The sequence below is a fragment of the Pseudomonas oplopanacis genome, from assembly GCF_057128725.1.
The window spans coordinates 335,442-348,572 of record NZ_JBSKHV010000004.1 but is presented as its reverse complement, the minus strand read 5'-3'; the positions used below and the strand labels follow the sequence as shown (position 1 = coordinate 348,572).

At 60.6% G+C, this 13,131-nt stretch carries 15 protein-coding genes; 6 read left to right on the top strand and 9 right to left on the bottom strand.

The window, feature by feature from the left end:
• Positions 1–26 precede the first annotated feature (26 nt).
• Together ACWKV5_RS11970 and ACWKV5_RS11965 are read right to left on the bottom strand one after the other, a co-directional pair.
• Positions 27–521, bottom strand: coding sequence for a SprT family zinc-dependent metalloprotease (locus ACWKV5_RS11970; protein WP_140667407.1), 495 nt, complete (start codon positions 519–521; stop codon positions 27–29).
• A 149-nt stretch (positions 522–670) separates the two neighbouring features.
• Positions 671–1,273, bottom strand: coding sequence for a Yip1 family protein (locus ACWKV5_RS11965; protein WP_008029348.1), 603 nt, complete (start codon positions 1,271–1,273; stop codon positions 671–673).
• Between the two features lie 314 nt (positions 1,274–1,587).
• Here ACWKV5_RS11965 and ttcA point away from each other — a divergent pair, with 314 nt between their 5' ends.
• Entirely contained in the window at positions 1,588–2,412 is an 825-nt protein-coding gene (ttcA, locus tag ACWKV5_RS11960; RefSeq protein ID WP_483841415.1) for a tRNA 2-thiocytidine(32) synthetase TtcA, read from the top strand.
• Positions 2,413–2,542: 130 nt separating this feature from the next.
• On the top strand, positions 2,543–3,217 hold the full coding sequence (locus tag ACWKV5_RS11955) for a DNA-3-methyladenine glycosylase I (protein WP_056743285.1): 675 nt from the start codon (positions 2,543–2,545) through the stop codon (positions 3,215–3,217).
• Positions 3,218–3,305: 88 nt separating this feature from the next.
• Here the strand turns inward: ACWKV5_RS11955 and ACWKV5_RS11950 are convergent, their stop codons facing one another.
• The 3 genes from ACWKV5_RS11950 to arsC are packed head-to-tail and all read right to left on the bottom strand — an operon-like array spanning position 3,306 to position 4,679.
• Positions 3,306–3,731: a DUF2069 domain-containing protein gene (locus ACWKV5_RS11950; protein WP_223519740.1), complete on the bottom strand. Its 426-nt coding sequence runs from the start codon at positions 3,729–3,731 to the stop codon at positions 3,306–3,308.
• A gap of 1 nt (position 3,732) precedes the next feature.
• Positions 3,733–4,329, bottom strand: a complete 597-nt coding sequence (gene wrbA, locus ACWKV5_RS11945) for an NAD(P)H:quinone oxidoreductase (protein WP_027923973.1) — start codon at positions 4,327–4,329, stop codon at positions 3,733–3,735.
• On the bottom strand, positions 4,326–4,679 hold the full coding sequence (gene arsC / locus ACWKV5_RS11940; protein ID WP_483841414.1) for an arsenate reductase (glutaredoxin): 354 nt from the start codon (positions 4,677–4,679) through the stop codon (positions 4,326–4,328). Before arsC ends, wrbA begins: the two co-directional genes overlap by 4 nt.
• Positions 4,680–4,793: 114 nt before the next feature.
• Between arsC and ACWKV5_RS11935 the strand changes: the two genes are divergently transcribed.
• Positions 4,794–5,261 (top strand): TlpA disulfide reductase family protein, encoded by a 468-nt coding sequence (locus ACWKV5_RS11935; protein WP_483841413.1) that lies wholly within the window; start codon positions 4,794–4,796, stop codon positions 5,259–5,261.
• Between the two features lie 185 nt (positions 5,262–5,446).
• Here ACWKV5_RS11935 and ACWKV5_RS11930 read toward each other — a convergent pair whose 3' ends face one another.
• Together ACWKV5_RS11930 and ACWKV5_RS11925 are read right to left on the bottom strand one after the other, a co-directional pair.
• On the bottom strand, positions 5,447–5,851 hold the full coding sequence (locus tag ACWKV5_RS11930; protein ID WP_483841412.1) for an META domain-containing protein: 405 nt from the start codon (positions 5,849–5,851) through the stop codon (positions 5,447–5,449).
• The gene (locus tag ACWKV5_RS11925; RefSeq protein WP_483841411.1) at positions 5,851–6,285 is read right to left on the bottom strand and encodes a hypothetical protein; all 435 of its coding nucleotides are present in this window, start codon (positions 6,283–6,285) and stop codon (positions 5,851–5,853) included. The genes ACWKV5_RS11930 and ACWKV5_RS11925 overlap by 1 nt, the downstream gene beginning before the upstream one ends.
• A 134-nt stretch (positions 6,286–6,419) precedes the next feature.
• Between ACWKV5_RS11925 and ACWKV5_RS11920 the strand changes: the two genes are divergently transcribed.
• A complete protein-coding gene (locus ACWKV5_RS11920) occupies positions 6,420–6,827 on the top strand; it encodes a hypothetical protein (RefSeq protein ID WP_483841410.1) in 408 nt (135 codons plus the stop codon).
• A gap of 6 nt (positions 6,828–6,833) precedes the next feature.
• On the opposite strand, the gene ACWKV5_RS11915 is transcribed toward ACWKV5_RS11920, so the two are convergent.
• Both ACWKV5_RS11915 and ACWKV5_RS11910 read right to left on the bottom strand, forming a co-directional pair.
• Positions 6,834–7,823, bottom strand: a complete 990-nt coding sequence (locus tag ACWKV5_RS11915; RefSeq protein WP_483841409.1) for a 2-hydroxyacid dehydrogenase — start codon at positions 7,821–7,823, stop codon at positions 6,834–6,836.
• Positions 7,824–7,899: 76 nt separating this feature from the next.
• Positions 7,900–10,656, bottom strand: a complete 2,757-nt coding sequence (locus ACWKV5_RS11910; protein ID WP_483841408.1) for a response regulator — start codon at positions 10,654–10,656, stop codon at positions 7,900–7,902.
• Positions 10,657–10,871: 215 nt separating this feature from the next.
• On the opposite strand from ACWKV5_RS11910, the gene ACWKV5_RS11905 reads away from it, so the two are divergent.
• Both ACWKV5_RS11905 and ACWKV5_RS11900 read left to right on the top strand, forming a co-directional pair.
• On the top strand, positions 10,872–11,594 hold the full coding sequence (locus tag ACWKV5_RS11905; RefSeq protein ID WP_483841407.1) for a response regulator transcription factor: 723 nt from the start codon (positions 10,872–10,874) through the stop codon (positions 11,592–11,594).
• Positions 11,581–13,011 (top strand): histidine kinase sensor domain-containing protein, encoded by a 1,431-nt coding sequence (locus ACWKV5_RS11900; RefSeq protein ID WP_483841406.1) that lies wholly within the window; start codon positions 11,581–11,583, stop codon positions 13,009–13,011. Before ACWKV5_RS11905 ends, ACWKV5_RS11900 begins: the two co-directional genes overlap by 14 nt.
• The last annotated feature ends 120 nt before the right edge of the window (positions 13,012–13,131 follow it).

Genomic DNA, 13,131 nt, shown 5'->3' with positions numbered 1-13,131 from the left:
GGCCGGTACATGCACCGCAAATCTTGCTACTCGACCCGCATCTCCCCACTGAACACCAGCGTGCTCCGACACCGCCGGCACAGATACCGCCGGCCCTGGCGCACCAAACCATGGCGCTGCGCCGAAAACGGGAAATCGCTGTCCGCGCACGGGCATTTGTAGATATAGCGCGTCACGCTGCGGCGTTTGACGTCGTAGGTGTGGCAGCGATTGGGCGGCAGTTCGTACACGCCGCGCATGATCAGTTGCCACTCTTCACCGTGTGGCTGGATACGGTCGCCAAACAGTTGATGAGCGATCAGGTGCGCGACCTCGTGGGCCACGGTTTGCTTGAGGAAGTCTTCGGTGTTTTCCCGGTACAGCTGAGGGTTGAAGCGCAACAGGTTCTCGTGCAAATGCGCGACACCGGCTTTTTGACCACGCAGCTTGAGGCTCACCACGGGGCGTTTGAAAGTGCGTTTGAAAAAGGATTCGGCGAGTAGGTAACAGTCTTCGACGCGGGTATTGAGTTGCTCGGGCATGCTTGATGGATCTCCAGAGACGTCGAGTATGCCGCAACCCTGGAGTCTTGCGAATCGCCGAGGCGCCGAATGGTCGTCGCCCCCGGCATTAGAAGGCCGCCTTGCGGCGGCCTGTATTGGCAGATCTAGTTTTTGGGTGGAAAGCAGCATTAATTCGTATAGACCGGCCCCACGCCGAGTCCCCAGACAATGACTGTGAACGCCATGATGGCAACCAGCACCACCAGGCCTACCGCAAGCACCGAACTTGAAAACAGGAACCCCTCGTCTGATGGAATGTTCATGAAAGTGGGTAGCCCCACGTACAGCAGGTACACCGTGTAGCAGATGGCCGCCGTCCCGACGATCATCCCCAGCCACATGTGTGGGTACAGCGCCGCCAGACCGCCGATGAACAGCGGGGTCGCGGTATAGGTCGCAAACGCAACGCAACGGGCCAGGCTCGGGTTGGCGTCATAGGTGCGAGCCATCCAGTGGATGAACGCCCCCATCACTGCAACACCGCCGAGCATCGCCACGTACGACATGATCGTCATCCATAGCGCGCTTTCCTGCGTCAGCATCACCGGGGCACGGCTGCCGATAACCCAGCCGACCTGCGTGGTGCCGATAAACGCGGACACGGCGGGGATCGCCGCCAGAATCAGCGTGTGGGTCAGGTACATGTGGCTGATGCTTTCCTCTTGGTCGCCACGGATTTCTTTCCATTCCTGGTCGGGGTGGGTGAAGAGCCCCACTACGTGATGGATCATGCCAGTCACTCCTCTTGTTTTTACCGTCGCCCCCCAGTGGAGCGCCTACAGGCCAAAGTGGCCACGTAAGTAAAGGTCTGGATTTGAATGCGACCTTATGTCGCAGTATAGAAAGGACTTACCCGCACAGGTGATAGGGGCTTAGAGCAAATCGCGCTGTAAAGATCTCTGTTAATCGCCGACGGGTCTGTGCACGCCGATCCCTCGCCACAGGGGGATGCTGAACCCAGATAAAGTGAAGCCCCAGGCACTTCGCCCCTGATGGGTTTTTGCGTAAAATGCCGGCCTTTCGTCACACCTCACGGATTCGCGTCATGGGCACTCTCACGGTTAACCAGAACAAACTGCAAAAGCGCCTTCGCCGTCAGGCCGGTGAGGCTGTTGCCGATTTCAACATGATTGAAGACGGCGATAAGGTCATGGTCTGCCTGTCCGGTGGCAAGGACAGCTACACCCTGCTCGACGTGCTGATGCACTTGCAGAAGGTCGCCCCGATCAAGTTCGAGATCGTGGCCGTGAACATGGACCAGAAGCAGCCAGGTTTCCCGGAGCACGTGCTGCCGGCCTACCTCAAGGAACTGGGCATCGAGTACCACATCGTCGAGAAGGACACTTACTCGGTGGTCAAGGAGCTTATTCCCGAGGGCAAGACCACCTGCTCGCTGTGCTCGCGCCTGCGTCGCGGCACGCTGTACACCTTTGCCGACGAAATAGGCGCGACCAAAATGGCCCTCGGTCATCACCGGGACGACATCGTCGAGACGTTCTTCCTCAACATGTTCTTCAACGGTTCGCTCAAGGCCATGCCGCCTAAACTGCGTGCCGATGATGGTCGCAACGTGGTGATCCGTCCGCTGGCGTACTGCAACGAAAGAGACATCCAGGCCTATTCGGATTTCAAGCAGTTCCCGATCATCCCGTGCAACCTCTGCGGTTCCCAGGAAAACCTGCAACGCCAGGTGGTCAAGGACATGCTGCAAGACTGGGAGCGCAAGACCCCGGGCCGTACCGAAAGCATTTTCCGCAGCCTGCAAAATGTGCAGCCGTCACAATTGGCGGATCGCAACCTGTTTGATTTCACCAGCCTCAAGATCGACGAGACAGCGGCTTCGCGCTTCGTCAACGTGGTAAACCTCTGATTAAAACTGTGGGAGCGAGCCTGCTCGCGAAAGCGGTGTGTCATTCAACGAATAGGTTGACTGATACTCCCTCTTCGCGAGCAGGCTCGCTCCCACATTTGGTTTTTTGTTTAATACCTCAGGAGAGGGCATGCGCGATTACAAGTGGCTGCACGAATACTGTCTGAACCGCTTCGGGTCAGCAGCTGAACTGGAAGCCCATCTGCCCGTTCCGAAAACCCCGGCACAATTGCGCAAGATCAGCGACGACCGCTACCTGTCGACCATGGCCCTGCGAGTGTTTCGTGCCGGCCTCAAGCACAGTCTGGTGGACGCCAAGTGGCCGGCCTTCGAAGAAGTGTTCTTCAAGTTCGACCCGGAAAAAGTCGTGCTGATGAGCGCCGAACACCTCGAGCGCTTGATGCAGGACGCGCGAATCATCCGCCACTTGGGCAAGCTCAAAAGCGTGCCGCGCAATGCGCAGTTCATTTTGGACGTCGCGCATGAGAAGGGCAGCTTCGGTGCGCTGATTGCCGATTGGCCGGTGACGGATATCGTCGGGCTGTGGACCTACCTGAAAAAACGCGGCCATCAATTGGGCGGGCTGTCGGCACCGCGCTTCTTGCGCATGGTCGGCAAGGACACGTTTGTGCCGAGCTACGACGTGGTCGCGGCGTTGAATGCGCAGAAGATCGTCGACAAGGTGCCGACCAGTTTGCGCGATCTGGCCTTGGTGCAGGATGTGTTCAACCAGTGGCATGAACAGAGTGGCGGGCGGGCGATGAGCCAGATTTCGATGATGCTTGCCTACACAGTGAATCATTAAAACCGAGTCGCGGCATTCGCGAGCAGGCTCGCTCCCACAGGGTTCACGCGGTCCTGGTGGGAGCGAGCCTGCTCGCGAAGACGTCAGATCAGGCGACGGAAATTTCACCTTCACCGGCAAGCTTGCGATTCAACTGAAACCGCCACCGCACATACAACAACGCCGAGCAAAACACCGCCAGGCTCGCACCCATCTCCAGCAACCCAAACAACTGCCGATTCGGGTCATACGCCGCCAGCGCGCCCTTGATGAAGTACAGGTTCACCACAAAACACATCCACGAATGCCCGCGCGCACTGCCGATGATCATCCCCGGCGCCAGCAACAGCAGCGGCACCAACTCGATCAGCAGAATCACCCACGGCCGTGCGCCATGCAGATCGGCAAACACCAGGTAGTAGGCGCACAACAGCCCAACCAGACCGAAAAAGCACAGCAGGCTGACGACGCGCATCGCCCGGACCCGCGGTTCGAGCCATTCGATGGACGGTAGAATCTTCGGCTTCTTGGCCACGTCAGTTCCCCAGTTTTTGCGCAGTCTTCGCCAACCGCAGGCCCAAGGCCCGGCACAGCGCCACTTCATGTTCATTCAAACCGCTTTTGCCATCGGCCCCGGCGTGATGACTGGCGCCGTACGGCGTGCCGCCGCCACGGGTTTCCAGCAATGCCGATTCGCTGTAAGGCAGGCCGGTGATCAGCATGCCGTGGTGCAACAGCGGCAACATCATCGACAGCAGCGTGGTTTCCTGGCCGCCGTGCAGGCTCGCCGTGGAGGTGAACACGCCCGCCGGTTTGCCCACCAGCGCGCCGGTCAGCCACAGGTTGCTGGTGCCATCGAGGAAATACTTGAGTGGCGCAGCCATGTTGCCGAAACGGGTCGGGCTGCCCAGGGCCAGGCCCGCGCAGTTCTTCAGGTCGTCGAGGCTGGCGTACAGCGCGCCTTCGTCCGGAATGTCCGGTGACACGGCTTCGCATTCGGTGGAAATCGCCGGCACGGTGCGCAGGCGTGCTTCCATCCCGGACTGCTCGACGCCGCGGGCAATCTGCCGGGCCATTTCATTGGTCGAGCCGCTGCGGCTGTAATACAGAACCAGAATGTAGGGCGCACTCACGGCAGCAACTCCAGGATCTGCTCCGGCGGACGGCCGATGACGGCTTTGTTGCCGACTTCCAGAATCGGGCGCTCCATGAGTTTCGGATGAGCCGCGATGGCCGCGATCAATTGCGCTTCGCTCAGGCTGCTGTCCGCCAGATTGAGGGTTTTGTACTCGTCCTCACCGGTGCGCAGCAGTTGCCGGGCGCTGAGGCCGAGCTTGCTCAGCAGGCTCTGGATTTGTGCGGCGTCCAGCGGGGTTTCGAGGTAGCGGACCACGGTCGGGGTCAGGCCACGGGCTTCGAGCAGTTCGAGCGCACCGCGGGATTTCGAGCAGCGCGGGTTGTGATAAAGCGTCAGATCGGTCATGTGCGGGTCGCTTCTTGCGTAAAGTGGCGGCTATTCTAACTGTGCAGCGCGCAATCCAGAACCTTGCGAGGCGATGGGTCGCAGGCGCATTCAATTTTGAGCAAGGATTACCACATGACAAGGCGACTGGCAGCGGCATTGGCGATTATCGGGGCGTTGATGCTGGGGGGCTGCGGCAATGACTATGGCGTCGACCAGAACGGCCAGAAAGTAGCCTCCGAGCGCCTCGACAAACAATGGGTGGTGCTTAATTACTGGGCTGAATGGTGCGGCCCTTGCCGGACCGAAATTCCGCAGTTGAACGCGTTGGCCGATCAATTGAAGGACAAGAAGATCGGCGTGTTCGGGGTCAATTTCGACAACGTGCAGGGTGAAGAACTGAAGAGCGCCAGCGAGAAACTGGGGATCAAGTTCACCGTACTGGCTTCAGACCCCGCCGATCTTTTTGAACTGCCACGCAGTGAAGCCTTGCCGGTGACGTACATCATCGATAACAAGGGCAAGGTTCGCGAACAACTGATGGGCGAGCAGACGGCGGCGGGGGTGATGGCGAAGCTTGAGGCGTTGCAGGCGGTCAAGTGATTAGACGCGGGTCTGTGCCTGACGGGATTTTGTGGCGAGGGAGCTGTTGTGGCGAGGGGGCTTGCCCCCGTTTGAGTGCGTAGCGCTCACAAGATCTTTGGTATATCAGAGATTTTGGGGCCGCTTCGCAGCCCAACGGGGGCAAGCCCCCTCGCCACAGTTGTTTTCAGGTTGCAGCAGGGTGATCAACCCTCTTCAAGCCACCAACGCAGCGGCTTGCCTTCGGCCGGCCAGAAGCGCATCTGCTCGATCGGGGAAATGTCCCAGCGCTGCACGCCTTCCAGCGCCTGCAAGAAGCGTTTTTCCTGCTCCATGATCGCTGGCGCACACAGCTTGCGGGTGCTGCCGATCTGGCCGAAGCTCAGCTTGTCGCCTTCCAGGGTGTACGGCGCGAACCAATGGTTGCAGCCGCCGTTGCCATAGGCCCGGCCGTCGTCACCCAGGGTGATGGTCAGGTGGCTGTAATCCATCAACGGACGTTCGCCGATCCATTCCAGAATGTAACTACGGTTTTGTTGCAGTTGCACCGGCTCGGCGGCGCAGCCCAGCAGGCTGGCACCGACCAGGGTGGTCAGGGCGAGGCGTTTCATCACGCGGGCTCCTGGCATGTCGGGCACTGGTGCTTCTCACCCACGGTGGTCCAGCCCAACTCGGCAATCCGCGCGGTGGCAGCGGGCTTTTCAGCCTTGTTGCCCAGCTTGGCGTCGACCGCAAACTCGAAGTTCAGCTCTTTGGCGCAGCTGTCGCAGTTGACTTTCCAGGTGTGGATCGCCAGTTCACCGAATACCGGACCACTGGCCACCGCGACCCATTGGCCAGGCGGATTGATCAAGTGGCGAACCGTTTCGACGGTCAGGCGCATGGACAAGTCCTTGGCGCCTTTGAGGGTCACAACCAACACGTCGTTGTTACGAATCGAGCCGCCGTTGCCGGTAACTTGATAACGCCCCGGCACAAGGGCGCGGCATTCGGTGAGGGTGTGTTGCGGGTTCATCAGGCTATAGCGGAAATCGTGTTCGACCATGGGTCCTCCAAATATGCGCGGTATGCTATCACGGGCCTGCTCGCAGCATGGGGCGGGGAGATGACCTTCGATCAGGTTCAAATAACCGGTCGACTCATGGCACACTGCCGCTTTTACACCTCTAGGGAACGGACATGGCGTTAATCGAATGTTATGAGTGCAAGCAAAGCATCAGTTCCACGGCGGCTGCTTGCATTCATTGCGGTGCACCGGCGGCAACGGTGCAAGCGGCCACTTCGACAGTAGCGCCCGTGCAGGCACCGATTACTTTCGGGCGTTTGCCGGAGGACGAGAAAGTGGCGAGGGTGACGCCGGCCGCGTTCGGACGTAAGCGAAAAACCCAGGTTGAAACCGAAGCTCCAGCACCGGTACCGATCCCCGTGATGAACGGGACGCGACCGGTAGAACTCTGGCTGAAACTGATGATTTTCTTCCTGCCGCCGTTTTTTGTCTGGTTCCTGCTGCGTCGCGGGCATTCAGTGGGGCAGCGCTTGCTCGGCTTCGGCTGGCTGGGACTGATGATCCTGTTGTCCAAAGCCTGAGAAAAATCAGCCTTCGACCCGGTTCTGCGGCGTTCCAGCGGCCCAGGCGACGATGTTCTGCAAGGTCGTCGCGGCAATCGCGCCCAGGGCTTCACGGGTCAGGAAGGCCTGGTGCGCGGTGATGATCACATTCGGAAAGGTCAGCAACCGCGCCAGCACATCGTCCTGCAGCGGCAGGTCCGAACGGTCCTCGAAAAACAGCTGCGCCTCTTCTTCATACACATCCAGCCCCAGATAACCCAATTGGCCGTCCTTCAAGGCGTCGATCAATGCCGGGGTGTCCACCAGACCGCCACGCCCGGTATTGATCAGCATCGCGCCGGGTTGCATATGCGCCAGTGATTCGCGGTTGATCAGGTGTTTGCTCTGCTCGTTGAGCGGGCAATGCAGGCTGATGATCTGCGACTGCGCCAGCAGTTGCGGCAAACTAAGATAGCGAGCGCCAAGGGCTTCGACCTGCGGATTGGGGAACGGATCGTAGGCGAGCAATTGGCAGCCGAAACCGTTCATGATCTTGGCGAACGTTGCGCCGATCTGTCCGGTGCCGACCACACCGACGGTCTTGCCCACGAGGTCGAAGCCGGTCAGCCCGTGCAGGCTGAAGTCGCCTTCGCGGGTGCGGTTGTAGGCGCGGTGCAGGCGGCGGTTGAGTGCCAGGATCAACGCCACCGCGTGTTCAGCCACAGCGTGTGGCGAGTAGGCCGGGACGCGCACGATCGCAAGGCCCAGGCGCTTGGCTGCGGGCAGGTCGACATGGTTGTAACCGGCCGAGCGCAGGGCGATCAGGCGCGTACCGCCCGCGGCAAGACGTTCCAGCACCGGGGCGCTGAGGTCGTCATTGATGAAGGCGCAGACCACCTCGTGATGTTCGGCCAGCGCCACGGTATCCAGGCTCAGCCGCGCCGATTGAAAGTGCAGTTCGATGCCGGCGGGCAGCTCGGCGCCCAGAAAACTGTCGCGGTCGTAGGTCTGGCTGCTGAAAAGAATCGTGCGCATGAATCCTCCTGGATAACTCGGGTCAAGCTTTATGTAGCAGCTTAGCGCTGATGGTGGTCAGCGCCGTTGCGCTGCATCAAGCGTTGATACGGGCATGCGCGGCCAGGCGATTGATCGCCCGGTCGAGGTCTTCCAGGGCGCCGGGTGCTTTGGGGTCTTGTTGCTTGAGCAGGGTTTCACTGCGCTGGCAGGCGGCGCGCAGTTGCGGGACGCCGCAATAACGGGTCGCCCCGTGCAAGCGATGGACGCGTTCGATCAGTGCATTCTGGTCGTTGCTTTCGCGGGCAACCCGAATGGCTTCGCGGTCGGCTTCGAGCGAGGCCAGTAACATCGCCAGCATGTCCGCCGCCAGATCCGCCTTGCCCGCGGCCAGGCGCAAACCTTCTTCGGGGTCTAGCACCTGCAAATCATGCCCGCTGCCGTGGCTGTCGCTGGAACGTTCCGGCCCATGGTTACGCAGGGCGAGGCCTGTCCACTTCAGCACCACCTGCGCCAGTTGCCGCTCGCTGATGGGTTTGGTCAGGTAATCGTCCATGCCGCTTTGCAGCAGTGCGCGTTTTTCATTGGCCATGGCGTGAGCGGTGAGGGCGACGATCGGCAGCGGCGTGCAATGCCGCTCGCTTTCCCACTGACGAATCGCCTCGGTGCTTTGACGTCCGTCCATGCCGGGCATTTGCACGTCCATCAGCACCAGGTCGAAGGTTTCGTTCTGCACGGCTTTGACCGCCGCGTAACCGCTTTCAACCGCAAGCACTTTGGCACCCATGTCTTCGAGCAGGGTCTGCACCAGCAACAGGTTGGCCGGGTTGTCGTCGACGCACAGTACTTTCGGCGCACGACTCGACACCGGTTCGCCGGGTTCGCTGCGCTGCTGGCGCGGGTTGACCAGATCGGACAAGGCCCGACGCAGTTTGCGCGTGCAGGCCGGTTTGGCCTGAAGCTGACTGTGCGGGTTCGGCACCGAAAGATGGAACAGCGTCTGCTCGGTGGTCGGGCACAGCACCAGGACTTTGCAGCCCAGGTGTTCGAGGTCCCAGATGTGCTGGTTGAGACGCTCGGGCGGCATGTCGTTGCTGGTGATGCCGAGCACCGCCAGGTCGATGGCCTGATCCGTCTGATGCGCGCCGGTCACGCCATTGGCCAGGTTTTCCAGGGTATTGAACGGCGTGACGCTCAGGCCGCAATCTTCCAGTTGATGCTGCAATGCCTGCCGCGCCAGTTCATGGTTTTCCAGCACCGCCACGCGGCGCCCGAGCAGGGGCGCGCTGGGCAGGTCTTCGGCGTCATCGCGGGTCTTGGGCAGGCTCAGGCTGATCCAGAACTCCGAACCTTCACCCGGTGTACTGTCGACGCCAATCTCGCCGCCCATCTGTTCAATCAGTCGCTTGGAAATCACCAGCCCCAGACCCGTACCGCCGGGTTGCCGGGACAGGGAGTTGTCAGCCTGGCTGAAGGCCTGGAACAGCGCGCGCACGTCCTGGCTCGACAGGCCGATGCCCGTGTCCTGAATGCTGATGCGCAGTTGCACGCTGTCTTCGTGTTCTTCTTCGAGCATGGCGCGGGCGACGATGGTGCCTTCGCGGGTGAACTTGATGGCGTTGCTGACCAGGTTGGTGAGGATCTGCTTCAGTCGCAGCGGGTCGCCGACCAGCGACAACGGCGTGTCGCGGTACACCAGGCTCACCAGTTCCAGCTGTTTGGCGTGGGCGGCGGGGGCGAGGATGGTCAGAGTGTCCTGCAGCAAATCGCGCAAGTTGAACGGAATATTGTCGAGCACCAGTTTGCCGGCCTCGATTTTCGAGAAGTCGAGGATCTCGTTGATGATCCCCAGCAGGCTGTCGGCGGACTTTTCGATAGTGCCCAGGTAGTCGAGCTGGCGCGGCGTCAGTTCGCTTTTTTGCAGCAAGTGCGTGAAGCCGAGAATGCCGTTGAGCGGCGTGCGGATTTCATGGCTCATGTTAGCCAGGAATTCGGATTTGATCCGGCTCGCTTCCAGGGCTTCCTTGCGCGCCAGGTCCAGCTCGATGTTCTGGATCTCGATGGTTTCCAGATTCTGGCGCACGTCTTCGGTGGCCTGATCGACGCTGTGCTGCAATTCTTCCTGGGCATTTTGCAGGGTGCCGGCCATGCGGTTGATGCCGGACGCCAGTTCATCCAGTTCCTGGCTGCCGAGGGGCGGCAGGCGGGTTTCCAGATGACCGTCCTTGAGTTGCGCCACCGCCAGTTTGATCTGGCTGATCGGCCGGTTGATGGTCCGGCCCATGCGCAGGGCCAGCAGCGCCGCACCGGCCAGTCCGGCAGCAATCATCATCAGGCTGGCAAACAGGCTGCGGTAACCGCGCAGCAACATACCGTTGTGCGACAGCTCGAGTTCGACCCAGCCCAGCAGGCGGTCGGCTTCGTCGGGAATCAAGTCGCCGGCCAGGTTGCGGTGTTTGCCGAATACCGGCAGCAGATAGCGCGTTGCATCGTTGCCGCTACGGCGCAACATCTTCGAACTGTCGCCCAGCGGCGGCGCCGGATTGAGCATGGTCGGGCCGGCATGGGCCACTGGCGTGCGGTCGGGGGCGAGGAAGGTCACGGCGCGCACGTCGGCTGTTTCCAGCGACTGGGTGGCGATGCGTTCCAGCAGCTCATTGTCCTGGTGAGCCATGGCCGGGGCCACCAGCGGTGCAAGCTGTTCGGCAATCATCTCGCCGCGTTGCATCAGTTGGGATTGCAAGTCGGACTGCTGCATCCAGGTGAAATAGCCGCCTAGGACCAAGGCCATCAAAGTGGTCGGCAAGAGGGTCAGCAACAGCACGCGGCCTTTAATTCCCAGTTTCTTGAGCACGCATCTCTCCTGCATCCAGCGATTGATTGACCTGCGGGTACATCCGGTACGCGCCACCCGGGCAGTGTAGCGATTTGCAGGCAGGCAATCTTCGTAAAATTGATGTCGTCATTCGTCGGCCGGTAGGTTGGTTTTGCGTCTTGGGCAAACCTTGGGTTGCCCATCGGCAGGCAATCTTGAATAATCGCCCAACTGAGAATTATTTGCAGATACTGATGACTCCCATCCCGATTGGCCATCCCCGAATCCTTTCCATCGAAGACGACCTCGTGCTCGGTGCTTATGTGCACGAGCATTTGGGCCGTTGCGGTTTTCAGGTGACCTGGTGCCAGGACGGCCAGGAAGGCCTGGCCATCGCGCGCCAGCAAGCTTTCGATGTGGTGTTGATGGATATTCTGTTGCCGGGCCTGGACGGGCTCAATGTGTTGACGCAATTACGCCAGAGCCACGCCACGCCGGTGGTGCTGATGTCCGCACTGGGGGCCGAGGAGGACCGCATCAGCGGCTTTCGCCTGGGCGCCGATGACTACCTGCCAAAACCCTTCAGCATGGCCGAGTTGCGCGTGCGCATCGAAGCGATCCTGCGGCGGGTGGCGCTCGACCGTCGACCGGCGCCGCAGCCATTGGCCTGCGAGGTGCACAGCCTGCGGTTCGACGATGAGCTGTGTGAGGTTTTCCATGGCGAGCACGCCGCCGGCATGACGCGCAGCGAATATCGGTTGCTGGAAACGCTCAATCGCAATGGCGATGAAGTGTTGAGCAAAGCCTTCCTTTATCAGCATGTGCTGCAACGCGGTTACGCCGCCCATGATCGCAGCCTCGACATGCACATCAGCCAGATCCGCCGCAAACTCAAAGGCATCGGCTATACCGAGCGCGAAGTGCGCACGGTCTGGGGCAAAGGCTACGTCTTGAGTGCTGCCGATGAAATGGTCTGACCTGCCTGGGCGGTACTCGCTGTTCTGGAAACTCGCCTGTTTGCTGGTAGCGTTTTGTCTGCTGATGATCTGGCTGAGTTGGTCCTGGGGTCGGTACATGGAACAGAAAAACCTGTTCTTGTCCGAAGAGGCGCGGATCACGCTAACCGGCTACGCCGCCGAAGCCGAGCAAGCCTGGAGTCAACACCAGAGTGCTGGCGTCGATGTCTGGCTGCAGGGTATCGGCAAGCACGAAACATCCTGGGTCGGCGTCATCGGCGCTGATTTGCAGTCGCTGAGCAGCTATCCGCTGACGGATAAAGAAATTCAGCGCCTGACCTTTTTGCGTGGGCTGGATTGGCCAACGAGTCGCCATACCAAAGGCTTGCCGTGGTTGAGAATCCCCTTTCCCAAAGACCCGGCGGCGGGCAGCCTGGTGATCGAGCTGCCCCAGCGTTTTGTTCCGGGTCAATACCGGCTGTTCTGGCGGGTGATCACCAACGGCATCATTCCGGGATTGTTCACGCTGTTGTTATGCGTCGGTCTGTATCGACTGCTGGTCGTGCCGTTGAACAGTTTGCGCGAACAGGCGAATGCCTGGCGCGCGGACCAGTTGAACGTGCGCCTGTCGAGCAGCACCACCAATCGATCAGATGAACTCGGCGAGCTGGGCCGGGCCTTCGATCACATGTCCGAGCGCCTGCAAAGCACCGTGGCCTTGCAGCAGCAGTTGCTGCGCGATCTGTCCCACGAACTGCGCACACCGTTGAGCCGCTTGCGGGTGGCCAGCGAAAGCGAGCAGGGGCTGACGGCGTTGCGCGAGCGTATCGGTCGGGAAGTCGATGGCATGCAGCGTCTGGTCGAGGACACGCTGCAACTGGCCTGGCTCGATACCGAGCGTGCGCCGTTGCCCGACGAAGCGATTCAGGTTCAGGCCTTGTGGGAAATGCTCACGGAAAATGCCTGCTATGAAAGCGGCTGGCCGGGCAGTCAATTGCGCTGCACGGTGGCTTCGTCGTGCTGGGTGCGCGGCAACCTCAATACCCTGGCCCAGGCCATGGAAAACATCCTGCGCAACGCCATTCGTCATTCGCCCGAGGGCGGTGTGGTGAGTCTGGGCGGGCAGCGCGATGGTGATTTCTGGCATGTGTGGCTGGAGGATGAGGGCGGCGGGGTGGCTGAGGCTGATCTAGAGCGGATCTTCTGCCCGTTCATTCGGCTCGACGGCTCGCGACCGGGGGATGGCGGGTTCGGGTTGGGGTTGAGCATTGCGAGGAATGCGGTGCGGCGTCAGGGTGGGCAGCTGTGGGCTGAGAACACTGGGGTTGGGTTGCGGCTGAATATGCGGTTGGTGGCTGAAGTTGATGGTGTGAGCGATGACGCCTTCGCGAGCAGGCTCGCTCCCACAGGGGATGTGGGTCGCCCACAGATGGTGTGATCAACACAGTCCCAATAATGAAATGGCTACCCCCGCTGCCCCCTGTGATTGCCCACTGAGCTTTCACAGGGGGCCCATATTTCGGTCATCTCCAGCCAGAATAGTCCCTGTCCAGGCTGC

Coding starts and splice junctions, on each gene's coding strand:
- ACWKV5_RS11970 (WP_140667407.1), bottom strand. CDS start 521: ATGCCCGAGCAACTCAATACCCGCGTCGAAGACTGTTACCTACTCGCC.
- ACWKV5_RS11965 (WP_008029348.1), bottom strand. CDS start 1,273: ATGATCCATCACGTAGTGGGGCTCTTCACCCACCCCGACCAGGAATGG.
- ttcA (WP_483841415.1), top strand. CDS start 1,588: ATGGGCACTCTCACGGTTAACCAGAACAAACTGCAAAAGCGCCTTCGC.
- ACWKV5_RS11955 (WP_056743285.1), top strand. CDS start 2,543: ATGCGCGATTACAAGTGGCTGCACGAATACTGTCTGAACCGCTTCGGG.
- arsC (WP_483841414.1), bottom strand. CDS start 4,679: ATGACCGATCTGACGCTTTATCACAACCCGCGCTGCTCGAAATCCCGC.
- ACWKV5_RS11935 (WP_483841413.1), top strand. CDS start 4,794: ATGACAAGGCGACTGGCAGCGGCATTGGCGATTATCGGGGCGTTGATG.
- ACWKV5_RS11930 (WP_483841412.1), bottom strand. CDS start 5,851: ATGAAACGCCTCGCCCTGACCACCCTGGTCGGTGCCAGCCTGCTGGGC.
- ACWKV5_RS11925 (WP_483841411.1), bottom strand. CDS start 6,285: ATGGTCGAACACGATTTCCGCTATAGCCTGATGAACCCGCAACACACC.
- ACWKV5_RS11920 (WP_483841410.1), top strand. CDS start 6,420: ATGGCGTTAATCGAATGTTATGAGTGCAAGCAAAGCATCAGTTCCACG.
- ACWKV5_RS11915 (WP_483841409.1), bottom strand. CDS start 7,823: ATGCGCACGATTCTTTTCAGCAGCCAGACCTACGACCGCGACAGTTTT.
- ACWKV5_RS11905 (WP_483841407.1), top strand. CDS start 10,872: ATGACTCCCATCCCGATTGGCCATCCCCGAATCCTTTCCATCGAAGAC.
- ACWKV5_RS11900 (WP_483841406.1), top strand. CDS start 11,581: ATGAAATGGTCTGACCTGCCTGGGCGGTACTCGCTGTTCTGGAAACTC.